Annotated in this window: 15 protein-coding genes and 1 pseudogene; 7 read left to right on the top strand and 9 right to left on the bottom strand. The window is 70.3% G+C overall.

From position 1 onward, the window contains the following. The first annotated feature begins 23 nt into the window (after window positions 1-23). Window positions 24-932 carry an ADP-ribosylglycohydrolase family protein gene (locus tag ACFXAZ_RS28240; protein WP_384596922.1) on the top strand — a complete coding sequence of 303 codons (909 nt, stop codon included), beginning with the start codon at window positions 24-26 and terminating at the stop codon, window positions 930-932. A gap of 127 nt (window positions 933-1,059) precedes the next feature. Here ACFXAZ_RS28240 and ACFXAZ_RS28235 read toward each other — a convergent pair whose 3' ends face one another. Next, window positions 1,060-1,686, bottom strand: coding sequence for a TetR/AcrR family transcriptional regulator (locus tag ACFXAZ_RS28235; RefSeq protein WP_384596920.1), 627 nt, complete (start codon window positions 1,684-1,686; stop codon window positions 1,060-1,062). Between the two features lie 248 nt (window positions 1,687-1,934). Here ACFXAZ_RS28235 and ACFXAZ_RS28230 point away from each other — a divergent pair, with 248 nt between their 5' ends. Together ACFXAZ_RS28230 and ACFXAZ_RS28225 are read left to right on the top strand one after the other, a co-directional pair. Then, window positions 1,935-2,885: an ABC transporter permease gene (locus ACFXAZ_RS28230; protein ID WP_384596918.1), complete on the top strand. Its 951-nt coding sequence runs from the start codon at window positions 1,935-1,937 to the stop codon at window positions 2,883-2,885. Between the two features lie 100 nt (window positions 2,886-2,985). Then, window positions 2,986-3,813, top strand: a pseudogene (locus tag ACFXAZ_RS28225) (ABC transporter ATP-binding protein); the annotation flags it as partial. A gap of 569 nt (window positions 3,814-4,382) precedes the next feature. Here ACFXAZ_RS28225 and ACFXAZ_RS28220 read toward each other — a convergent pair. After that, window positions 4,383-9,308 carry an NAD-glutamate dehydrogenase gene (locus ACFXAZ_RS28220; protein ID WP_384596916.1) on the bottom strand — a complete coding sequence of 1,642 codons (4,926 nt, stop codon included), beginning with the start codon at window positions 9,306-9,308 and terminating at the stop codon, window positions 4,383-4,385. Between the two features lie 656 nt (window positions 9,309-9,964). Here ACFXAZ_RS28220 and ACFXAZ_RS28215 point away from each other — a divergent pair. Continuing rightward, complete coding sequence (locus ACFXAZ_RS28215) at window positions 9,965-10,567, top strand: DJ-1/PfpI family protein (protein WP_384596914.1); 603 nt, start codon at window positions 9,965-9,967, stop codon at window positions 10,565-10,567. Window positions 10,568-10,793: 226 nt separating this feature from the next. On the opposite strand, the gene ACFXAZ_RS28210 is transcribed toward ACFXAZ_RS28215, so the two are convergent. Further along, on the bottom strand, window positions 10,794-11,459 hold the full coding sequence (locus ACFXAZ_RS28210; protein WP_384596912.1) for an HAD family hydrolase: 666 nt from the start codon (window positions 11,457-11,459) through the stop codon (window positions 10,794-10,796). Between the two features lie 143 nt (window positions 11,460-11,602). Further along, window positions 11,603-12,118, bottom strand: a complete 516-nt coding sequence (locus tag ACFXAZ_RS28205) for a DUF6912 family protein (protein WP_384596910.1) — start codon at window positions 12,116-12,118, stop codon at window positions 11,603-11,605. A gap of 336 nt (window positions 12,119-12,454) precedes the next feature. Between ACFXAZ_RS28205 and ACFXAZ_RS28200 the strand changes: the two genes are divergently transcribed. Beyond that, entirely contained in the window at window positions 12,455-13,090 is a 636-nt protein-coding gene (locus ACFXAZ_RS28200; protein ID WP_384596908.1) for an Rv3235 family protein, read from the top strand. 256 nt (window positions 13,091-13,346) lie between these two features. Here ACFXAZ_RS28200 and secA read toward each other — a convergent pair whose 3' ends face one another. After that, window positions 13,347-16,157 (bottom strand): preprotein translocase subunit SecA, encoded by a 2,811-nt coding sequence (secA, locus tag ACFXAZ_RS28195; protein ID WP_384596906.1) that lies wholly within the window; start codon window positions 16,155-16,157, stop codon window positions 13,347-13,349. A 341-nt stretch (window positions 16,158-16,498) separates the two neighbouring features. On the opposite strand from secA, the gene ACFXAZ_RS28190 reads away from it, so the two are divergent. Beyond that, window positions 16,499-17,071 (top strand): GNAT family N-acetyltransferase, encoded by a 573-nt coding sequence (locus ACFXAZ_RS28190; protein WP_384596904.1) that lies wholly within the window; start codon window positions 16,499-16,501, stop codon window positions 17,069-17,071. A 232-nt stretch (window positions 17,072-17,303) separates the two neighbouring features. Beyond that, a complete protein-coding gene (locus ACFXAZ_RS28185; RefSeq protein ID WP_384596902.1) occupies window positions 17,304-18,476 on the top strand; it encodes a winged helix-turn-helix domain-containing protein in 1,173 nt (390 codons plus the stop codon). Window positions 18,477-18,623: 147 nt separating this feature from the next. On the opposite strand, the gene ACFXAZ_RS28180 is transcribed toward ACFXAZ_RS28185, so the two are convergent. The 4 genes from ACFXAZ_RS28180 to ACFXAZ_RS28165 form a co-directional block, all read right to left on the bottom strand. Then, window positions 18,624-19,370: a response regulator gene (locus ACFXAZ_RS28180; protein WP_384596900.1), complete on the bottom strand. Its 747-nt coding sequence runs from the start codon at window positions 19,368-19,370 to the stop codon at window positions 18,624-18,626. 203 nt (window positions 19,371-19,573) lie between these two features. Further along, a complete protein-coding gene (hpf, locus tag ACFXAZ_RS28175) occupies window positions 19,574-20,263 on the bottom strand; it encodes a ribosome hibernation-promoting factor, HPF/YfiA family (protein WP_382681153.1) in 690 nt (229 codons plus the stop codon). Window positions 20,264-20,578: 315 nt separating this feature from the next. Then, entirely contained in the window at window positions 20,579-21,463 is an 885-nt protein-coding gene (locus ACFXAZ_RS28170; protein WP_384596898.1) for a ComF family protein, read from the bottom strand. 293 nt (window positions 21,464-21,756) lie between these two features. Next, window positions 21,757-22,563: LpqB family beta-propeller domain-containing protein (locus ACFXAZ_RS28165; RefSeq protein WP_384596896.1), on the bottom strand; the 807-nt coding region annotated here is incomplete at its 5' end.

Raw genomic sequence — 22,563 nt, 5'->3', positions numbered from 1 at the left:
CCCTCTCCCGCGCCACGGGAGCCGTGCTCGGTTCGGCGGTCGGCGACGCTCTGGGCGCCCCCTTCGAGTTCGGCCCCGAGGGCGCGTTCAGCGCCCGCTTCCCGGTCGCCGGGCACGGCGGGGAGATGCGCGGGGGCGGTGGCTGGGACCCCGGAGAGGCGACGGACGACACCCAGATGGCGGTCCTGGTCGCGGAGTCACTGCTGGAGCACGGGGGCCTGGAACTCCCTGACGTGTTCCACCGGTTCCGGCGCTGGGCGGCGGGCGATCCGAAGGACATCGGCCTCCAGACCGAGGCGGTGCTCACCGGCGGCGACCCCTGGAACACGGCCGCCGCCGCCCACTTCCGGGTCAGTCAGCGCGCGGCGGGCAACGGCGCGCTGATGCGGGCCGCGCCCTCGGCCGTGTACTTCGCGCCCGAGGGCCGCGACGCCACCATGGCCGCCGCCCGCCGCCTGTCCGCCCTGACCCACGGAGACCCGGCGGCCTGGGAAGGCACGGCGATCCTCCACGAGTTGATACGCCTCGCCCTGGCGGACGCCGACCCGCTCACCGTGCTCCCGGCGACCCTGGCCGCCGTACACCCCGATCACCGCGCCCGCTATGCCACCGTCCTTGCTCCCGACTGGCATCCCGATCTCGCCACGGAGTTCAACGGCGCGGTCTGGCCCTGTCTCGGTTCGGCGGTCTGGGCGGTACGGACGACATCCTCGTACGAACAGGCCGTCCGCGCGGCGATCGACCTGGGCGGCGACACCGACACGGTGGCGGCGGTGACAGGCGCTCTGGCCGGCGCGCTGTACGGCGCCGAAGCGATCCCCGCGCGCTGGACGGCCCCCTTGCACGTCCCCCTGCCAGGCTTCGACCGAACCCTGCGCGCGACGGACCTGACGACCTTGGCGAGAAATCTGGCGTCCCGGCGCCGTCCCTGAAAGAGCGCGGGGAACCCGCGCGCCCAGCCACACACAACCCGCACCGGCAAACGATCACGCGCCACCTGATCACCTGATCACCTGATCATCGCCAACCCCCACAACGCCGAGGCGTGCCGACGCCGCCTCACAGCGCCTGCAACGCCACCGCCGTCCCCCGGGCCAGCGCCCCCAGATAGCCCTTCGGCAGCTTCGGGCTGCGGATCACCACGGACCGCCAGTACAAGGGCCCGGAGATCAGATCGAGCGCCAGTTCGTGATCGAACCCGGCGCGCAACTCCCCCCGCTTCGCCGCCGCCGCGATGATCGTGCTGGCCACGCCGTCCTGCCCTTCCCGCAGCGCCTTCTGCATGGCCTGGGCGATGTCGGGATTGCGCGCGGCCTCGGCCTGGAGGTCAGGAATGATCTGCGAGGCGATCGGATGCCGCAGCGCACGGGACATGACCTCGTACAGCAGCCGCAGATCGCCCTCCAGGGAGCCGGTGTCCGGCGCGGGCAGCCCCTGCACGGCGATCGCCGAGACGATGTCCAGCACCAGGTGCAGCTTGGAACGCCACCGCCGGTACACCGCCGTCTTGCCGACCCCCGCCCGCCGGGCGATGCCCTCGATCGACATGCGCGCGTAGCCGACGGCCGCGAGTTCCTCGAACACGGCCGCCCTGATCGCCTCCGTCACGTCCTCGCGCAGTACCGCCGCGCCCGCCGGAGGCCGGCGGCGCGGTCGCGACTGTGGTCCGTCGGCGTTGCTGGTCATGCCGTCCAGCATAGGGCGTTACGACGATACGGTTGCGTCCCGACGCCGATTGGCCCTACGCTCGCGTTACGACGATACGGTCCCGTCCCGACGTAAGAGAACGTGAAGAGACGCGTAAGAGAAGGCGCGTCGAGGAAGTCCGCGGAACGCACGCGCCCGTGCGACCTGCGCGCGCCGGAGCACAGCGCGTACGGAGACGTCGAGGACCGGGCCCGCGTACCCCCACCCCCCGAGCGAAAGCAGCGGATGTGAGCCAGGTCCTCGACACACCGCCCCCGACGGCACAGGCCGCCACGGCCCCCACCGCCGTCACCGTCACCCCCGCCGACATCGACCTCTCGGCGCTCGCCAGGCGTCACGGCCTCGCCGTCAGCGGCGCCCGCCCCACGCTGCCCGCGTATGTGCGCGGTCTGTGGGGCCGCCGCCACTTCATCCGGGCCTTCTCCACCGCCAAGCTCACCGCGCAGTACAGCCAGGCGAAGCTCGGCCAGCTCTGGCAGGTCATGACCCCACTGCTCAACGCGGCGGTGTACTACTTCATCTTCGGTGTCCTGCTCCAGACCAAGAAGGGCGTCCCGGACTACATCCCCTTCCTGGTCACGGGCGTGTTCATTTGGACGTTCACGCAGAGTTCGATTCTCGCGGGCACGCGCGCGATCTCCGGCAACCTCGGTCTCGTCCGCGCCCTGCACTTCCCGCGCGCCGCGCTGCCGATCTCGTTCTGCCTCCAGCAGCTCCAGCAGCTGCTGTTCTCCATGGGCGCGCTCGTGGTGATCCTGCTCGCTTTCGGCGTGCCGCCGGCCGCGTCCTGGGTACTGGCGATCCCGGCGCTGGTGCTCCAGTTCACCTTCAACGCCGGGGTCTCCATGATCCTGGCCCGGGTCGGCGCGAAGACCCCGGACATCGCACAGCTGATGCCGTTCGTGCTGCGCACCTGGATGTACGTTTCGGGCGTCATGTGGAGCATCGATCATCTGCTCGCCCAGCACGACAGCCTGCCGTCCTGGATCGGCACCGCACTCCAGGCCAACCCCGCCGCCATCTACATCGACCTGATGCGCTTCGCCCTGATCGACAGCTTCCACGCGAGCCAACTGCCCCCGCACGTATGGGCGATCGCGACGGGCTGGGCGTTGCTCGCCGGAGTCGGCGGCTTCATCTACTTCTGGAAGGCTGAGGAGACGTACGGCCGTGGCTGATCACTTGAACACCGACACCGAGATCGGTACCAACGCCAACACCCATGCCAACACCAACGCCGGCACTGGCGCCGACGCTGGCACCCGCACCGGCACCGACATCAGCAAGGGCACCGGCACCGGCACCGACGAGCGCATCCCCACCGTCGTAGCCGATGCCGTCGACATCATCTACCGGGTCAACGGCACGGGCGCGGGCCGCGGTTCGGCCACCGCCGCCCTGAATCGCATCCTGCGTCGCAAGCAGGCCGAGAAGGCGTCCGGCGTCCGAACCGTGCACGCGGTGCGCGATGTCTCCTTCGTCGCCTACCGGGGCGAGGCCGTCGGCCTCATCGGCACCAACGGCTCCGGCAAATCCACCCTGCTCAAGGCGGTCGCCGGACTGCTCCCCGTGGAGAACGGCCGGATCTACACCAACGGCCAGCCCTCGCTGCTCGGCGTCTCCGCCGCCCTCATGAGCGACCTCACCGGCGAGCGCAACGTCCACCTCGGCGGCCTCGCCATGGGCATGTCCCGCGAGCAGGTCAAGGAGCGCTACCAGGAGATCGTCGACTTCTCCGGCATCAACGAGAAGGGCGACTTCATCACCCTGCCCATGCGCACGTACTCCTCCGGCATGGGCGCCCGGCTCCGCTTCGCCATCGCCGCCGCCAAGGACCACGACGTCCTGCTCATCGACGAGGCCCTGGCCACCGGCGACCGCTCCTTCCAGAAGCGCTCCGAGGCCCGCATCCGCGAACTGCGCAAGCACGCGGGCACGGTGTTCCTGGTCAGCCACAACAACCGGTCCATCCGCGACACCTGCGAACGTGTCCTGTGGCTGGAGCGCGGCGAACTGCGCCTGGACGGCCCGACCGACGAGGTCATGAAGGAGTACGAGGCGTTCACGGGCGACAAGACACCCAAGCCGAAGCCCAAGCCCAAGCCGGTGGCGAAACCGCAGCCCAAGCAGGCGGCGCCGACCCCACCGGAGGCGAAGACCGACGCCCCGGCCACGGAAGCCACGCCGAACCCCGCCGCCCCGAACCCCGCCTCCCCGGCGAAGGGGGAGACCCCGGCGAAGCCCGACGCGCCCGCGAAGTCCGACACCCCGGCGAGGACTGCCGCCCAGGCGAAACCCGCCACCTCGGCGAAGACCGAAACCCTCGCCGAGCCCAAGACCCCCACCGAGCCCGACACCCCCACCAAGACCGACCCCCCGGCCAATCCCACCCCCGACACCGGCCCGACTACCCCGGCCCCCCCGGCCGACCCCAAGGTCCCCCAGCCCTCCTGAGCCCCACCCCACCCCACCCACGTACGCGCAAGCCACACCTCCAGCCCCCCAGCCAGCCCCACACAAACAAAGGCGCCCCGAGCCAACCGGCCCAGGGCGCCTTCACCGTCGTACCACCACGTCAAACCCGCACGTCAGGCCCTCACTTCAGCCCCCACGGGCATCCGCGGAGCCCACCGCCCCGGCACTCACATGAGGCCACCGGTGGCCCCACCCCCACCTCAGGAATGCGACCGCAACAACGTCCGCATCGTCCGCATGGCCACCGACAGATTCGCCAGATCGAACGTGTCCGACGACTGGATCTCCTCCAGCGTCGACCGCGCCCGCCCCAGGATCGCCAGGTTCTTCTGCTCCCAGAGCTTGAACCGCTGCTCGGGCGTCGAGGAACCGTTGCCGACCGCTAGGACATCCGCGGCGACGGCCGCGTGGGCCGCGTACAGGTCCTCGCGGATGGCGGCGCGGGCCATGGACTGCCAGCGGTCCGCGCGGGGCAGTTCGATGATCCGGTCCATGAGGCGGGTGATCCGCAGCCGGTCGGCGAGGTCGTAGTACACCTCGGCGACGGCCAGCGGGTCCTTGCCCGTGCGGTCGGCCACCGACACGATGTCGAGCGCCGGGAAGGCGGAGGAGAACCCGGCGACCCGGGACGCCACCTCGTCGGGGACACCCGCGCCGGTCAGCTCGTCGTAGATCTGCTGCCACCACTCCAGGTCCGCGCCGCGCATGAGCTTCGGCAGCTGCTGCCAGACCTGCTCGACCCGCTCGACGAAGAACTCGACCGTCTCGGCCAGCTCCAGCGGCTGCGGCCGGTTGTTGAGCAGCCAGCGCGTGCCGCGCTCGACGAGCCGGCGCGAGTGCAGCCGGATCCGGGTCTGCACCTCGGCGGCGACCTGGTTGTCGAGGCCCTCCACCGCGTCCCACACCGGAGCGGAGCGGAAGATCGCGCGCGCCGCGGTCTGCGCCCGCACGATCTCCTCCAGCGAGGCGCCGGTCTCCTCGCGCAGCCGGTGCAGATACGTTGTACCGCCCGTGTTGACCGTGTCGTTGACCAGCACGGTCGTGGTGATCTCGCGGCGCAGCGGGTGGTTGTCGATCTGCTCGGGGAACTTCTCGCGCAGCGCGCTCGGGAAGTACGCGTAGAGCAGCCCGCTCAGATAGGGGTCGTCGGGCAGCGAGGTGTGCAGCAGTTCCTCGGCGACCGTGATCTTCGTGTACGCCATCAGCACGGCCGTCTCCGGGCTGGTCAGGCCCTGTCCGGAGGTGAGGCGTTCGCGGATCTGGCGGTCGGTCGGCAGGAACTCCAGCGCCCGGTCGAGGTGCCCCTCGCGCACCAGGTGGCGCATGAAGCGCTGCTGGGCGTTGAGCATGTCCTTGGACTGGGCGAGGGCGTTGGCGATGGCGGTGTTCTGCGCGTAGTTGTTGCGCAGCACCAGTCGGCCGACCTCGTCGGTCATCGTGGCGAGCAGCTTGTTGCGCTGCTTGACGGTCATGTCGCCGTCGGTGACCAGGCCGTTGAGCAGGATCTTGATGTTCACCTCGTGGTCGGAGGTGTCCACGCCCGCGCTGTTGTCGATCGCATCGGTGTTGATCTTGCCGCCGTTGCGGGCGAACTCGATCCGGCCGAGCTGGGTCAGGCCCAGGTTGCCGCCCTCACCGACCACGCTGACCCGCAGATCCTCGCCGTCGACCCGGATGGCGTCGTTGGCCTTGTCGCCGACGTCGGCGTGCGACTCGGTGGTGGCCTTGACGTACGTACCGATGCCGCCGTTCCACAGGAGGTCCACCGGGGCCTTGAGGATCGCCTTCATCAGATCGGCCGGGGTGACCTTGGCGATCTTCCCCTCGATGCCGAGGGCCTCGCGGATGTGCGCGTTGATCGGGATGGCCTTGGCGCTGCGGGGGAAGACGCCGCCGCCCGCCGAGAGCAGCTGCGTGTCGTAGTCGGCCCAGCTGGAGCGGGGCAGCTCGAACAGCCGGCGGCGCTCGGCGTAGGAGACGGCCGCGTCGGGGCGCGGGTCGATGAAGATGTGCCGGTGGTCGAAGGCCGCGACCAGCCGGATGTGCTCGCTGAGCAGCATGCCGTTGCCGAAGACGTCGCCGGACATGTCGCCGACGCCGACGACCGTGAAGTCCTCGCTCTGCGTGTCCACGCCCAGCTCGCGGAAGTGCCGCTTGACGGACTCCCAGGCGCCGCGCGCGGTGATGCCCATGCCCTTGTGGTCGTACCCGGCGCTGCCGCCGGAGGCGAAGGCGTCACCGAGCCAGAACTGGTAGCTGCCGGCGACGTCGTTGGCGATGTCGGAGAAGGTCGCGGTGCCCTTGTCGGCGGCCACCACGAGGTACGTGTCGTCCTCGTCGTGCCGTACGACGTCGGCGGGCGGGACGACCTCTCCGGCCACCATGTTGTCGGTGATGTCGAGCAGCGCCGAGATGAAGGTCTTGTAGCTGGCGATGCCCTCGGCGAGCCACGCGTCCCGGTCCACCGACGGATCGGGCAGCTGCTTGGCGACGAAGCCGCCCTTGGCGCCGACCGGCACGATGACCGTGTTCTTCACCATCTGCGCCTTGACCAGGCCGAGGATCTCCGTACGGAAGTCCTCGCGCCGGTCCGACCAGCGCAGCCCGCCGCGCGCGACCTTGCCGAACCGCAGGTGCACGCCCTCGACACGCGGGGAGTAGACCCAGATCTCGAACGCCGGGCGGGGCGCGGGCAGGTCCGGGATGGCCTGCGGGTCGAACTTCATGGACACGTAGTCGTGCGCCCGGCCGCCGACGGCCTCCTGGAAGAAGTTGGTGCGCAGGGTGGCCTTGATGACGGTGAGGAAGGCCCGCAGGATGCGGTCCTCGTCCAGGCTGGCGACCTGGTCGAGCGCCGCGTCCAGCTCCTCCAGCAGCGCGTCCACGATCTCGCGGCCGGCGCGCTGGCGGTCCGGCGACATCCGCGCCTCGAACAGGGAGACGAGCAGCCGGGTGGTGTGGACATTGTTGCGGAGGGTGTCCTCCATGTAGTCCTGGCTGAACGTGGAGCCCGCCTGGCGCAGATACTTCGCGTACGCCCGCAGCACCATGGCCTGGCGCCAGCTCAGCCCGGCGCTGAGCACCAGCGCGTTGAAGCCGTCGTTCTCCGCCTTGCCGGTCCAGCTCGCGGCGAACGCCTCCTGGACCCGCTCGCGCGCGTCGTCGCCGAGGAACTCGCCGTTCTTGAACTTCGGCAGGCGCAGCCCGAAGTCGTAGATCCAGGCCACGCTGCGGTCGGCGCAGCGCAGTTCGTACGGCCGTTCGTCCACCACCTCGACGCCGAGGCGGTTGAGGACCGGCAGCACCGCGGACAGGGAGATCGCGTCGCCCTTGCGGTAGATCTTGAAGCGGCGCTCCTCGGGGGCGGCGCCCACCGGCTCGTAGAGGCTGAGGGCGAAGCTCTGCTCCTCGGTCAGCCGTTCCACGTTCACCAGGTCGGCGACCGCCGCGCGCGGGGTGTGGTCGGCCTTGTAGCCCTCGGGGATGGAGTTGCCGTACTTGCGCAGCAGTTCGGCGGCGCGCTCCTCGCCGCACTCGGCGTTCAGCGCCTCCGCGAAGCCGTCCGCCCAGGAGCGCGCGGCCTCCACGAGGCGGGCCTCGATCCGCTCCCGGTCGCTGTAGGACAGCTCGGGCAGATCGGTGCCCTGCGGGACCCGGACCACGAAATGCAGCCGGGACAGGATCGACTCGGTGTTCCAGGCGGTGAAGTCGACGCTGATCCCGTCCAGCTCCTCCTTGAGGATGTCGATGATCCGCAGCCGGACGCCGGTGGTGTAGCGGTCGCGCGGGAGGTAGACGAGGGCCGAGTAGTAGCGCCCGTACTCGTCCTGGCGCAGGTAGAGCCGCAGTCGCCGGCGCTCCTGGAGGTAGAGCACGGAGGTGACGATGCTCTGGAGCTCGTCGACCGGTGTCTGGAACAGCTCGTCGCGCGGGTACGTCTCCATGATCTGGAGCAGATCGCGCCCGTCATGGCTGTTGGGCGAGAAGCCGGCGCGCTTGAGGACCGCCTGGACCTTGCGCCGGATCACGGGGACACGCCGCACGGACTCGGTGTAGGCGGCGGAGGAGAACAGGCCGAGGAACCGGCGCTCCCCCACGACATTCCCGTCCTTGTCGAACTTCTTGACGCCGATGTAGTCGAGGTAGGAGGGCCGGTGGACGGTGGACCGGCTGTTGGCCTTGGTCAGGACGAGGAGCTTGTGCTCCCGGGCCTTGGCGCGGGCGTCGGCGGGCAGCCGCTCGAAGGACGGGCTGACCGGGTGCGCCTCGTCACCGGAGTGGTGCGGATCGGCGCGCAGAATGCCGAGGCCGGTGCCGGGGACGGCGGCGAGGGAGTCGTCGTCACGCAGCTCGTACTCGCGGTAGCCCAGGAAGGTGAAATGGTCGGCGGCGAGCCAGCGCAGCAGCTCGCGGGCCTCCTCGGTCTCGTCGTCGCTCAGATCGGCGGGGGCGGGTTCCGCGGGCAGCTCCTCCGCGAGCCGCACGGCCGCGTCCCGCATCTTGCCCCAGTCCTCGACGGCCTCGCGGACGTCGGAGAGCACCCGCAGCAGATCCGTGGTGATCTGCTTGAGGTCGGCGCGGTCGGTCTCGCGGTCCGTCTCGACATGGATCCAGGACTCGATGTGCGCGTCATGGGGAAGATCACCGACGGGCGGGCCGGTGAGCACCTCGATGAGCTTGCCGGTGACATCACGCCGCACCACGATCTGCGGGTGGATGACGACATGGATGCCGCGTCCCTGCCGGGTCAGCTCATTGGTGACGGAGTCGACGAGGAAGGGCATGTCGTCCGTGACGACTTCCACGACGGAGTGACTGCACGTCCACCCGTTCTCCTCGACGGTCGGGGTGTGCACGCGCACATTGGCCGTGCCCTGCGGGCGGTTTTCGGCCAGCCGGCAGTGGGAGTAGGCGGCTCCGAAGATGTCGACCGGGTCGCGGTCGGCGAGATCCTCCGGGGCGGTGTGCAGGTAGTAGCGCTGGAGGAACGCGAGCACGGCGGCCCGGTCAGGGGTGCCGCGGTCCGTCGTCCCAGTCGGTAGGTGCCCCCCGACCGGGCTGTTCTCAGCTACCCGGGCAGCCCGATCGAGCAGCTCGGCCTTGGCTTCGTCCAGCTTGGTCTGCATTGTCCTCTGGCTCCTGTCGCGCGCCGTTGCGTGACGTAGAAGGAAGTACGTGGAAGTACGGTCTCCACCCTTGCGGGGTCACGCCGAGACGCGGGGTGTCCGGTCTGTTCCGACGCTATGCCGCCAGGGGAGAGGGGCGGGGGGATATCAGCCATTCCCGACGCGCCCGGGGGATGTGACGCTGCTCTCGGCGACGCCACGGCCCGAGGTACCTCCGGGGATATGTCCCGGGATGTAAGGGGCGCCGCGAAGCGCCCGCGAGGACCAGCGACCGTCGCCCGACCACGGATGTCGTCCGTGCACCTCGGGCGCAGAACGGAGGCACGAGGGCCCCCGCGAACTATCGCGCTGATCACGCCACCCAGGCTATCTCGCCCTACCGGCCCCCCGTCATGAGCCGTATGTGTACAAAACCACACCCGGAACTTTGACGTTCTGCACAGATGTGGAGCACCCGTGCCGTGTGAGCGTGGCCGCCGTACGGTGATCGGCGTAGGAAGGCCGGGTGGGGGCGTGCGGGGCCGGAGGGTGTTCGGCGTATCGCCTGCGCGCGGACCGGCGCACCACCCCCTGCCCGGAAATCGGCGCGTCCCCTTGGCAAGCACCGCAGGACACGGCACGTTCTCGACAGTACGAACCGATCCGAAGGAGCCCTCATGTCCCCCGCTTCCACCGCGTCCCCGCATTCCCCCACACCCCCCAAGATCCTGATTCTCACCGGCGACGCCGCGGAATCCCTCGAAGTCCTCTACCCCTACCAGCGTCTTCTGGAAGAGGGCTACGAGGTCCACATCGCCGCCCCGACCCGCAAGAAGCTCCAGTTCGTCGTCCATGACTTCGAACCCGGCTTCGACACCTACACCGAGAAGGCCGGCTACACCTGGCCCGCCGACCTGGCGTTCTCCGAGGTGGACCCCGGCCAGTACGTCGCGGTGGTGATCCCGGGCGGCCGGGCCCCCGAGTACCTGCGCAACGACGCCGAGCTGCGCAAGATCCTCAAGTCGTTCTTCGACGCCGACAAGCCGGTCGCCCAGATCTGCCACGGCCCCCTGCTGACCGCCGCGATCGATGGCCTCCGGGGACGCCGCGTCACCGCGTACCCGGCCCTGGAGATCGACATGCAGTCCGCCGGCGCCACCTTCCAGGACACCGAGGCGGTCGTCGACGGCACCCTCGTCTCCTCCCGCGCCTGGCCCGACCACCCGGCCTGGATGCGGGAGTTCCTGAAGGTCCTCCGCGCGAAGTCGCCGGTGACCTGATCCGCGGGGCGGCGGCGCGTCGCAACAGGCGCGCGGCACCTCACGCAGGTACGCGACGCGTCACGCACCTGCCAGGTATCGCACCTGCCGCCCGTCACGCGTCTGCCGCTCGTCACGCACCTGCCGCCCGTCACGCGCCTACCACGGCGTCAGGCACCCGCCGCGCGTCACGCACACCCGGGGCACATCAGGTCACCCCGCGCACAACGCACGACGCCCTGCATCGCTACGTCGCTATTCGGCCCGCCTCCGCGACAGCCTCCGCCAGCGTGTCCACCACCGGCACCCCCGTCTCCTCCAGGCTGGCCCGGCTGTGCGACCCCCCGGTGTAGAGCACGGCCCGCGCCCCCGCGTGCCGTGCCGCCACCGCGTCGTCCGCGGCGTCCCCGATCACCACCGTGCGCCCCGGCTCCACCCCGCCGAGGGCGGCGAGATGCCGCACCATGTGCTCGGCCTTGCTGCCCCCGGACGGCCCGGTCCGCCCGTCGACCCGCAGGAAGTGGCTCTCGATCCCGAACCCGCGCACCAGCGGGACCAGGTCGTCATGCCCGTACATGCTCAGGATCGACTGGCTGCGCCCCGCCGACCCCCACCCGGTCAGCAGGTCCCCGACCCCGTCGGTCAGCCCGCACCCGACCCGGTGCTCCGTGTAGTACCGCTGGAAGGTCACGTCCATGACCTCCCACTCCGCCTCGGTCGGCAGCCGCCCCATCAGCCGCTCGTAGAACTTCGGCACCGGCACGCAGTACAGCGCCCGGTACTCCTCCATCGTGAGCGGTTCCAGGCCCAGCTCGGCGAACGCCGCGTTCGTCGCCCCGATGATCGCGTCATTGTCGTGGAACAGCGTGCCGTTCCAGTCCCAGACGATGTGCGCCCCTGTCTGCATCCCCATGCCAGAAAACGTACCCCCCGCCACTGACAATCATGAGAACCCCAGCTCAGAGGCGATCCGGTGGCATCCGGTGACAGCCCGTGGCACGGGACCCCACCGCAGAACGGCCCGGCCCAGCCCCGCCCGCACCCACCGAAAACCCCTCAGTCCCCCGACCCCACCAGCTGAGCGATCTCCTGCGTGGCGAACCACAGCAGCTCATGGTCCTCCGCCCCGTCCACCACGAACTGCGCGTCGTCGTCCCCGCCGTCCGCCGCGGCCAGCGCCTCCGTGGCCGCGGCCACGTCCGCCACCGCGTCCCCGGCGTCGACATGCACGGCCGCCGCCCTGTCCAGCGCCACCGCCCCGGCGATCCGCACCTCGCCCAGCACGGCCGGATCCAGCCCCCGGTCGGGATCCGCGACCGCCGTCCCGTCCGGTACGTCCACGGCGACCACGACCCGCCGCCGTACGGCATCCGGGTCGGCCGCGATCAGCCGCAGCGAGGCCAGCGCCGCCCGGTTCAGCGCCGCGTACTCCAGTTCCTCGATGTCGTCGGAGAGGTACCACTCCCGCAGACCGGGCGTCACCGCGTACGCGACGACCGGCCCGGCCCCCAGCTCGCCCGCTTTGTACGCCTCGGCGAGACCGGGGAGGGTCAGGGGGACGTAGACGCGCATGGCTGGCCGCTTTCATGGTCGAAGGGCTCACAACAAGCTCACAGCACCCCGGCAAGAGCCCGAAGAACCACCGGCGCGCCCTTCAGGATACGTCCGGGGAGTCCCCTTTCGAGTCCCTGCCCACCCACCCGGAAGCGTCAACCCGACGCCGCAAAACCACCACCCCACACCCACCCCACCAGGCATGACGCCCCAAAGATCACCCTGATAGGTGACTTGCGAGACGCCCGAGCCCGGCGAGAGGCCCGCTTGCCGCCCCGGCCTCATCCGCACAAGATCCCCAACAGGAAGTTACCGCCCAGTAAGAGACGGGCGGCCGACCGAACGGGGATCACCATGAACAAGGTCATGACCAGGGCCCAGGCACACGCACAGCGCCCCTCACGCACCCGCCCGCCGGGCCGCCGCGACTCCCGCCGCCCCGGCACCGCCCCACCCCGCTTCCCGGGCGTCAGGCGCCCGGGCCCGGGCACACCGGCAGGCACCACCACCCCGACCACACCACCGGCCTCACCCCTGACCCCCATGCCGACCTCACCTCCGGCCCCCATCACCACCCCTGGCACAGGCACGGGAGCCACGCCCACCACCCCCACAGTCCCCCACCAGGCCCCACGCGGGCCCCGGCCCGCCCTCCCCACCGAACCCTTCGCCGAGCGCCTCCTGGCCGTCCTCAGCGGCGCCCGCCCCGTTCACTACATGCTCGGCCTCACCTCCGGCCGCGCCTACGACGAACTGGCCTGGCTCGCCGAACGCGGCCCGTTGCGCACCACCCGAGGCGTCCGCCCCGTCCTGCGCGAGATCGGCTGGTACGAGGCCGGACCGGGCGCCATCGAGGTCTTCGCGCGGATCGGCGCCGGCGACCGCCTGCGCGCGATGGCCTTCCGCCTGGAACTGGGCGACGACCGCCGCTGGCGCTGCACCGCGGTCGACCTCGGCGGCCCCCCGCTCCCCCAGAACCGGAGCGACTGACCACACCCGGCACCAGAACGGCTAAGGGCACCCCGCCCCATCACACGAGCCGGACCAAGACCGGCCGACGCGGAAGAAGGTGATTGGCAAGGAGCCGATGACAAAGGCCCCGAACAGGCCGACGGCAAAGGGGCGATGACGCCCGACACAGAAGGGCCGGCCTCCCCAGGAGACCGGCCCACCCATTCCGCTACGACGCTGTGCCGCTACACCGCCACGACGCCCCAGGCGCCGCCACGATCACGCCGCGCGGCGCCTACTTCTTCCGACGCCGCCCACCCCGCGCCTGCTTGCGCCGCTCCGCGCGGGTGAGGCCGTCGGCCTCCGACCGCACCGGCTCGTCGTCGTTGGTGAAGTCACCCTCGATGGTGCCGCCCTCGCCGTCCACGGTCGGCGCCGAGAAGTGCAGGTTCCGCCGCTGCGGGGCGTCCAGGCCCTTGGCACGGATCTCGGGACGCGCGCCCGCCTGTGCCGGCACGGCGTCCTGCTTCTCCAGGGACGGCTTGGCGTCCTCGACGGGGACCTCCTCGACCTGCTGCTCGACCTGGACCTCCAGGTTGAACAGATAGCCGACGGACTCCTCCTTGATGCCCTCCATCATGGCGGTGAACATGTCGAAGCCCTCGCGCTGGTACTCGACCAGCGGGTCCTTCTGGGCCATCGCGCGCAGGCCGATGCCCTCCTGGAGGTAGTCCATCTCGTAGAGGTGCTCACGCCACTTGCGGTCCAGCACGCTGAGCACCACCCGGCGCTCCAGCTCGCGCATGATCTCGGAGCCGAGCTGCTCCTCACGCGCCTCGTACTGCTGGTGGATGTCGTCCTTGATGGAGTCGGCGATGAACTCGGCGGTCAGCCCGGCCCGGTCCCCGGCCTCCTCCTCCATCGCGTCGACGTCGGCCTTCACCGGGTAGAGCTGCTTGAAGGCGCCCCACAGCCGGTCCAGGTCCCAGTCCTCGGCGAAGCCCTCGGCGGTCTCGGCGCCGACATAGGCGTCGATCGTGTCGTCCATGAAGTGCCTGACCTGCTCGTGCAGGTCCTCGCCCTCCAGGACACGGCGGCGCTCGCCGTAGATGACCTCACGCTGCCGGTTGAGGACCTCGTCGTACTTCAGGACGTTCTTACGGGTCTCGAAGTTCTGCTGCTCGACCTGTGACTGCGCGGACGCGATCGCGCGCGTGACCATCTTGTTCTCGATCGGCACGTCGTCCGGGACGTTCGCCATGGACATCACGCGCTCGACCATCTGCGCCTTGAACAGCCGCATCAGGTCGTCGCCGAGGGAGAGATAGAAACGGGACTCGCCCGGGTCGCCCTGACGGCCGGAACGACCGCGCAGCTGGTTGTCGATACGGCGCGACTCGTGCCGCTCGGTACCCAGCACATACAGGCCGCCGAGGTCCTTGACCTCCTCGAACTCGGTCCGCACCGCCTTCTCGGCCCGCTCCAGGGCGGCCGGCAGCGCGGCGGCCCACTCCTCGATGTGCTCCTCGGGGTCGAGCCCGCGCTGACGCAGGTCGGCCTCGGCGAGGTCGTCGGGGTTGCCGCCGAGCTTGATGTCCGTACCACGGCCGGCCATGTTGGTCGCCACGGTCACCGCGCCCTTGCGGCCGGCCTGGGCGACGATCTGCGCCTCCCGGTCGTGCTGCTTGGCGTTGAGCACCTCGTGCTGGATGCCGCGCTTGGACAGCTGCTGCGAGAGGTACTCGGACTTCTCGACCGAGGTGGTGCCGACCAGGATCGGCTGGCCCTTCTCGTGCTTCTCGGCGATGTCGTCGACCACCGCGTCGAACTTGGCGACCTCGGTGCGGTAGATCAGGTCCGACTGGTCCTTGCGGACCATCGGCTTGTTGGTCGGGATCGGGACCACGCCGAGCTTGTAGATCTGGTGGAACTCGGCGGCCTCGGTCATCGCCGTACCGGTCATGCCGGAGAGCTTGTCGTAGAGGCGGAAGAAGTTCTGAAGGGTGATCGTGGCGAGCGTCTGGTTCTCGTCCTTGATCGGCACCCCTTCCTTCGCCTCGATCGCCTGGTGCATGCCCTCGTTGTAACGGCGGCCGGCGAGGATACGGCCGGTGTGCTCGTCGACGATCATGACTTCGCCGTCGATGACGACGTAGTCCTTGTCCTTCTTGAACAGTTCCTTCGCCTTGATGGCGTTGTTCAGATAGCCGACCAGCGGCGTGTTCACCGACTCGTAGAGGTTGTCGATGCCCAGCCAGTCCTCGACCTTGCTGACGCCGGACTCGTGGATGGCGACCGTGCGCTTCTTCTCGTCGACGTCGTAGTCGCCGGTCTCCTCAAGGCCCTTGAGGGGCTGGCCGGCCTCGCCGCGCTTGAGGCGCGTGACCAGCTTGGCGAAGTCGCCGTACCACTTGGTGGCCTGGTCGGCCGGGCCGGAGATGATCAGCGGCGTGCGGGCCTCGTCGATGAGGATGGAGTCGACCTCGTCGACCACCGCGAAGTTGTGACCGCGCTGGACGAGTTCGTCCTTCGACCAGGCCATGTTGTCGCGCAGGTAGTCGAAGCCGAACTCGTTGTTCGTGCCGTAGGTGATGTCGCAGTTGTACTGCTCGCGGCGCTGGGCCGGCGTCATGTTGGAGAGGATGCAGCCCACGTCCAGACCGAGGAACTTGTGGACGCGGCCCATCATCTCGGAGTCGCGCTCGGCCAGGTAGTCGTTGACCGTGATCAGGTGCACGCCGTCGCCCGACAGCGCGTTCAGATACGTCGGCAGGGTGCCGACCAGGGTCTTGCCCTCACCGGTCTTCATCTCGGCGACATAGCCGAGGTGCAGGGCGGCACCGCCCATGATCTGCACGTCGTAGTGGCGCTGGCCGAGGACGCGCTTGGCGGCCTCGCGCACGGTGGCGAACGCCTCGGGCAGCAGGTCGTCCAGGGTCTCACCGTCGACGTAGCGCTGCTTGTACTCATCGGTGAGGGCCCGCAGCTCGGCGTCGGAGAGGTCGACGAAGTCCTCTTCGATGGAGTTGACCTGGTCCGCGATGCGGTGCAGCTTGCGCAGGATCTTGCCTTCGCCTGCACGCATGATCTTCGAGAGGACGGACACGGGGGTTGGTCTCCTTGCCGGTCGGGCCTGGGACGGTCGGTTTCCATTGGACATGACGGAGCAACGGCCATCGTATGCGAGGACCCGCCCGCACCGGGAGGCCCGCAGAACCGACGGCGGCCATCGTCTTCACTTCCGCAGCTGAAGCCGGGCGCGGATCCCGCCATGACCCGGTCCGGCTGTGTCCCGGATCCGTCGGCGATCCACCCGTTCACAGGGCACAACGGTCGGGATTCGCGGATGGTGCCGGATCACGGCGGGCATTTTCGCGGATGGTGATCACCCGATCACACACGGCAAAGCGATGGCGGCCCTTCCGCCGCCGCGCGCAGAATCTGCCCATGGAACCCGTCACGCTGAGCACCGACCGGCTGCGGCTGCGCGCGGTCGGCCCGGACGACACGGACGTGGTGTACGCCGCGTGCCAGGACCCCGACATCCAGCGCTGGACCACGATCCCCTCGCCCTACCTCCCCGAACACGCCGAGAGCTTCGTCCGGCAGGCGTCGCCGGACGGCTGGGCGGCCGGCTCGATGTTCACCTTCGGCGTCTTCCTGCCCGAGGGCGGCCTGACCGGCATGCTCGGCATCACCATGCGCTCCCTGGGAGTCGGCGAGATCGGCTACTGGGCGGACAAGGACCACCGCGGCCACGGCTACACCACCGAGGCGACCGTCGCCGCGTCCCGCTGGGCGTTCGTCCACGCGCGCGTGGACCGTGTCGAGTGGCGCGCGGAGGTCGGCAATCACGCCTCCCGCGCGGTCGCCGAGAAGGCCGGCTTCACCATCGAGGGCGTCCTGCGCTCCGGCCTGAACAACAACGGCGTACGCCGTGACTGCTGGATCGGCTCCCTGCTCCCGTCGGACCTGGGCCTGCCGTCGACGGCGCCCTACCTCCCGGCCCCACGCACCTGACCTCCACGGCCATACGATCCCGACGCCCGCACCGGCCCGGTTCACGCGCTCCCGGATCAGCCGGTCCGGAAGCACGCGCCATCCCGCAGCCGCCCGATCCCTCGGCCACCGGATTCCGCGGCCACCGGATTCCGCGGCGGCCGGGGTCCCAAAGCGCCGGATCCGGGCGCCTCCGCCCACGAACCCGCAGCTCAGCCCGCGTTGTCAGACCCACCGTCTATCGTGCGGAGGCATGACGACCCCGCGCCCTTTGGCAGAGCTGTCCGCGGCAGAGGCCCGCCGTATCGTCCTGCGCGCCCAGGGCTTTCTCGGCTCCCCCGACCGCAGGGCCGGTGTCCGTGGCATCCTGCGGCACCTCGGCGCGGTCCAGCTCGACACCATCTCCGTCCTCGCCCGTTCCCACGAACTCGTGCCGTACGCGCGCCTGGGCGCGGTCGGCCGCAAGACGGTGGAGCGGGCGTACTGGACCGACACCCACTCCTTCGAGTACTGGTCGCACGCGGCCTGCATCCTGCCCATCGAGGAGTGGCCCCACTTCGCCTTCCGCCGCCGCGCCTACCGCGAGCGCCCGCACTGGGGCCACGACCTGCCGGACGGCGTCTACGAGCAGGTGATCAAGCAGCTCCGCGCGGAGGGCCCGCTCACGGCGACGGAGCTGGGCGGCGCCAAGCGCACCAGCGAGTGGTGGGACTGGTCGGGCGCCAAGGTCGCCGTGGAGCGCGCGCTGATGTACGGCGAGGTGGTGTGCGTCGAGCGCCGCGGCTGGAAGCGGCTGTACGACCTGGCCGAGCGCGCGGTCCCCGAGGCACTGCTGCACGACGATCTGGACGACGCGGAGTGCCTGCGCCGTCTGGTCCGCCTGGCCGGCGAGGCCCTCGGTGTCGGCACCCGCGCGGACATCGCCGACTACCACCGTCTCAAGGGCGAGCAGGTGGACGCGGTGATCGCCGACTCCGGCCTGGTCCCGGTCTCGGTGGCGGGCTGGGGCAAACCGGCCTGGGCGGACCCGGCGGCCCTGGCGACCACACCGCGCGGACGGCACCGTACGACGCTGCTGTCCCCGTTCGACTCCCTGATCTGGGAGCGGGCGCGCACGGAGCGGATCTTCGGCTTCACCCACCGCCTGGAGGCGTACGTCCCCAAGCAGAAGCGGATCCACGGCTACTTCGCGATGCCGGTCCTGTCCGGCGGCACGCTCGTCGGACGCGTCGACCCGGCCCGCGAGGGTCAGACCCTGGTCGCCCGACAGATCACCCTCGACGGCCCCAAGGCCGTCCCTGCGGTCGCGCAGGCCCTGGTGGAGGCGGCGAGCTGGGTGAACTGCACGGACGTACGCGTGGAACGCGTCGACTCCCCGGACCTGCGCGACGCCCTCACCAGCGAACTGGCGGTACTGCTCGGCTGACCACCAGGAAGCGGACGCGGACCTGGTGACCCCGCGCCACCAGGTCCGCAGTCATCGAGTCCGCAGATCACCGAGTCCGGATTCGCCAGTCACCGACTCCGGACTCGCCCAGCCCGCAGAACCCATGAGATCCGCGAGGCCCACCCGTCAGCGGATCTCCAGGATCTTCTCGCGCATCGCGTACACCACCGCCTCCATCCTGGAGTGCAGCTGAAGCTTCTCCAGGATGTTGCGCACATGGTTCTTCACGGTGTTCTCGGAGATGAACAACTCCTTGGCGATGTCCCGGTTGTTCATCCCCGTGGCGACCAGCTTGAGCACTTCCAGCTCGCGGTCGGTGAGCCGCGGCGCGGGCACCAGCCGCCGCTCGTCGGTGCGCTGGATCATCGACTTGAACTCGGTGAGCAGCTTGGACGCCATGGACGGACTGATCTGGGACTGCCCGTCGGCCACCGCGCGGATCGCCGTGGCGACCTCGTCCGTGGAGATCTCCTTGAGCAGATAGCCGGTCGCGCCCGCCTTGATCGCGTCGTAGAGATCCGCTTCCTCATCGCTGATCGTCAGCATGATGATCTTCGCGCTGGGTGCCACCTCCTTGATGGAGGTGCACGCCTCGATCCCGCCGCGCTTGGGCATCCGTACGTCCATCAGCACGATGTCGGGCAGCAGATCGGCCGCTTTGTCGACCGCCTCGGCGCCGTCCCCGGCCTCTCCGATGACCTGGATGTCCTCCTCGGCCGCGAGCACGATCTCCAGTCCGCGCCGGAAGAGGGCATGATCATCGACGACCAGGACACGGATCGGCTCCTTGCGTGACCCGCCCGTGTCCGGGCTCTCGGCGGCGACGCCGACGTGGGCGCCCCCGTCCTGCATGGGTCCGAAGCTGTCCGCCATCGTTCCTCCCCCTGAAGGCTGTGGCCTGTGGTCCTGTGCCATCGCCAACCCAAGGCAACGACCCACCGGTTGAGCCGTTGCGGCCATGATTTCATGCCTGAACGACACCGCGGTCACCCAGCGGGGCGCGAACCGGTCGCACCGGTGCCCCTGGGGGCGCACGCGCACTCCAGGGGCACCGGCATCGCTGCCGTCCGGGGAGGTCAGCGACCCAGCGACCCGCCCGCGTCGGGCGCGGGCGCCTGGGTGACCATCGTGTCCGTACGCAGGTGGATCACGCCGTAGTCGTAGGCGTGCCGTCGGTAGACGACGCTGGGCTCCTTGGTCTCGGAGTCGACGAACAGGTAGAAGTCGTGCCCGACCAGCTCCATCTCGTAGAGGGCCTGGTCAAGGGTCATCGGGGAAGCGACGTGGGTCTTCTCACGGACCACCAGGGGCCCGTCGCCTTTCACTTCGAGCGAGCCGAACTTCTTCGTGGGCACCTCCGGCTCGTCCGCCTCGAAGATGCTGTCGTTGCCGTTGAGTGTCGCCGCGCCCGGAACATGGTCGGCGACCTCCGCCGCCGTGAGCCGGCGGACGCCTCGGCGTGTGTGACGCTTGTCGTGCTCCCTGCGCAGCCGCGCGTCCAGCTTCTCCGCCGCGAGGTCGAGCGCGGCGTACGGGTCGCTGGCCGCCGCCTCCGCCCGGATCACCGGGCCGCGGGAGCGGAGCGTGATCTCCACTCGGTCACTGCGGTCGGCCTGTCGGGGGTTGGGCTCCTTGGACACCTCGACGTCGAGGCTGATCACCTTGCCATCGAGCTTCTGGATCTTCTCCAGCTTCAGCTTCTCGGCCACGTGCTTGCGGAACCGCTCGGGCACCTCGGTCTTGCGGCCCTTGACGACGATGTCCACGCAGAACTCCGTTCCCGGATCGCTCCGCTTCGGTGGCGGAGCATCTCCCTTGTGCACCAGATCCCGGGAGGCCCCGGAACCTCGGACTCGGTGACTTCCACCTCCTCCTCCCCCATGGGCGAGATCTCCACCCGCAGGCCTCGGGTCATTGCAGAAAACCCGCAGCACGGCATTCGGATATGCGAGGGAGGGCCCGCGCCTTTCTCTCACAACCGAACATATCTCGCCCGGACGGATGTCGTCACCCTCTACTGCCGCGTACCCCCGTTCTTTGGAATTGACCCCTTCACTACCTGCAACGATGCAACTTTGCGGTCAGTTCCTGTTTATTTCGAAAGAATCAGGCGGCGCCGCGACCACAGCCGCGCAGATCGTCTCTCCGGCTCCTTTCCCTACCGGCCTTCCCTGCCCCATCGACTTCCCACCCACACCCACTGTCATGCCCCCCGTTTCGGTCCGGACGGCCCTTGCCCCCAGCGCCACCCGCACCGCGCGGGCCGCCTCCGCCAGCGACGCGCCCGTGGTGATCAGGTCATCCACCAGCACAATCCGGCCATCCACGAGCAGCTCACCCGCCCCTCGCGCCACCGTCAGCGCCCCCGCGAGGTTCTCCATCCGCCGTGCCGCGCTCAGCGCCGCCTGATCGGCCACCGGCCGCCGCTGCCGCAGCACCGAGAGGACCCGCGCCGCCGTCCCGCCCCGCCGCAACTCACCGGCCGCCGCGAGCGCGATCCGCCTCGCGGGATCATGCCCCCGGGCGCGCACAGCCCGCCGCGCGGACGGCACAGGAACGAGCAGCACAGGCACCTGCGGCCCACCCCACGTCCCCCGCGCACCCCATACCGCAGGCTCACCCCACGCCCCCGACTCGCTCCACACCTCGGGCTCGCCCCACACCCCACACCCGCCCCCGACCACTCCCCGCACAGCCCCCGCCAGCGCCACACCGAGCGCCCCGGCCAGCGCCAGCGCACCCCGCTCCTTGTGCGCCAGCAACGCGGCCCGCACCTCGTCCTCGTACCGCCCCGCCGCGTACACCACCGGCAGCCCGCGCGGCTGAGGCACCGGCCGCACCCGCCTCGGCACGCCCCCGCTCAGCGCCGTACGGCACCGCGCGCACAGCACCGCACGAGGCGCCCCGCAGCCCCCGCACTCGGCGGGCAGCACCAGATCCGTGAGATCCCGCCACCAGCTCCGCATACGCACCACTGTGCCCACCCCGAAGCCGACCCGCCACCCCTGTGGACAACACCTGTGGATAACTCGACACGGACGTCACACCCAGACCCCGCGCCGGGCCGGTCCCACGCCCAGACGCCGCCACGGCCCCGGGCCGGTCCCATACCCAGATCCCGCCCCAGGTCGTCTCATCCCCAGACCCGCCCAGTGACGGGCCACTCACGCCCAGACGCCACCCGGCCTCAGGCCGCCCTCACGCCCGGACCCCGCCCCCGGCCGTCCCACACCCAGCCCCCACCCGCCCCGGCCGCATCTCACCCCGGATAAACCGGCGAAGACCCCTCCTTGACCACCTTCTGCCACTGCGCCCCGCTCGCCATCCGCACGATCCCGTCCTCCGAGAACGCCACCAGCGGCAGATGCTCGTCCTCGGACGCGGCGATGTCCTCCACCCCGCTCAGGGCGTCGGGGGCGGCCACCTCGGGCGTGGAGCCGTCGACCTGGACGTACGACATCTGCTGGACGCCGTCCTGCTCGCGCCCGACCACGACGAGCCGGCTGTCACCCGCCCAGGACATGGTGGTGATCTGCGACAACTGCGGGGTCGCGGACCGCATCTCCCGCACCGTCACGGAAGGCGGCTGCCCGGCCTCGCCCTCCCGCTCGATCCGCCCGATGACCAGGGACTGCTCGCCGTCCTTCTCCACGACCAGCGCGACGCGCACGCCGTCGGCGGCCACCCGCACGGACTCGATGCGGCCGTCGAGGCCCGGCGTCGCCACCGGAATCGGGTCGCCCTCGCCGTCCTGGAGGAGCAGCAGTCGCGGGTTCGCCGGGTCACGGTCGGCCACCCACAGGTCGCCGTAGATGTCCCAGCTCGGCGCCGTGAGGCGGTCGTTCTCCGTCTTGCCCTGGCTGACCACCACGGGCTCGGCGAGCGGCTCCTGCGTGGTCAGGGAGCCCACGTAGAGCCCCTTGCCGTCGCTGCCGACCCCGGCCGCCGTGTCCTCGTCGCGCGAGACGGCCACCGAGCGCAGTGCGCGGCTGCCCTCGCCGAGCGCGCCGGGCACGGGTTCGGCGGTGGTGGTCTTGCTGCCGCTCGGGATGCGGACGAGCCGGTC

This window comes from Streptomyces sp. NPDC059477 (assembly GCF_042749375.1).
Lineage (GTDB): Bacteria > Actinomycetota > Actinomycetes > Streptomycetales > Streptomycetaceae > Streptomyces.
This window is presented reverse-complemented; position numbering and strand designations above follow the sequence as displayed.

Bases quoted from the DNA above. Each gene is read 5' to 3' on its own strand.
- ACFXAZ_RS28235 (WP_384596920.1), bottom strand. From the start codon at position 1,686: ATGACCAGCAACGCCGACGGACCACAGTCGCGACCGCGCCGCCGGCCT.
- ACFXAZ_RS28220 (WP_384596916.1), bottom strand. From the start codon at position 9,308: ATGCAGACCAAGCTGGACGAAGCCAAGGCCGAGCTGCTCGATCGGGCT.
- ACFXAZ_RS28215 (WP_384596914.1), top strand. From the start codon at position 9,965: ATGTCCCCCGCTTCCACCGCGTCCCCGCATTCCCCCACACCCCCCAAG.
- ACFXAZ_RS28210 (WP_384596912.1), bottom strand. From the start codon at position 11,459: ATGGGGATGCAGACAGGGGCGCACATCGTCTGGGACTGGAACGGCACG.
- ACFXAZ_RS28205 (WP_384596910.1), bottom strand. From the start codon at position 12,118: ATGCGCGTCTACGTCCCCCTGACCCTCCCCGGTCTCGCCGAGGCGTAC.
- ACFXAZ_RS28200 (WP_384596908.1), top strand. From the start codon at position 12,455: ATGAACAAGGTCATGACCAGGGCCCAGGCACACGCACAGCGCCCCTCA.
- ACFXAZ_RS28190 (WP_384596904.1), top strand. From the start codon at position 16,499: ATGGAACCCGTCACGCTGAGCACCGACCGGCTGCGGCTGCGCGCGGTC.
- ACFXAZ_RS28185 (WP_384596902.1), top strand. From the start codon at position 17,304: ATGACGACCCCGCGCCCTTTGGCAGAGCTGTCCGCGGCAGAGGCCCGC.
- ACFXAZ_RS28180 (WP_384596900.1), bottom strand. From the start codon at position 19,370: ATGGCGGACAGCTTCGGACCCATGCAGGACGGGGGCGCCCACGTCGGC.
- ACFXAZ_RS28170 (WP_384596898.1), bottom strand. From the start codon at position 21,463: ATGCGGAGCTGGTGGCGGGATCTCACGGATCTGGTGCTGCCCGCCGAG.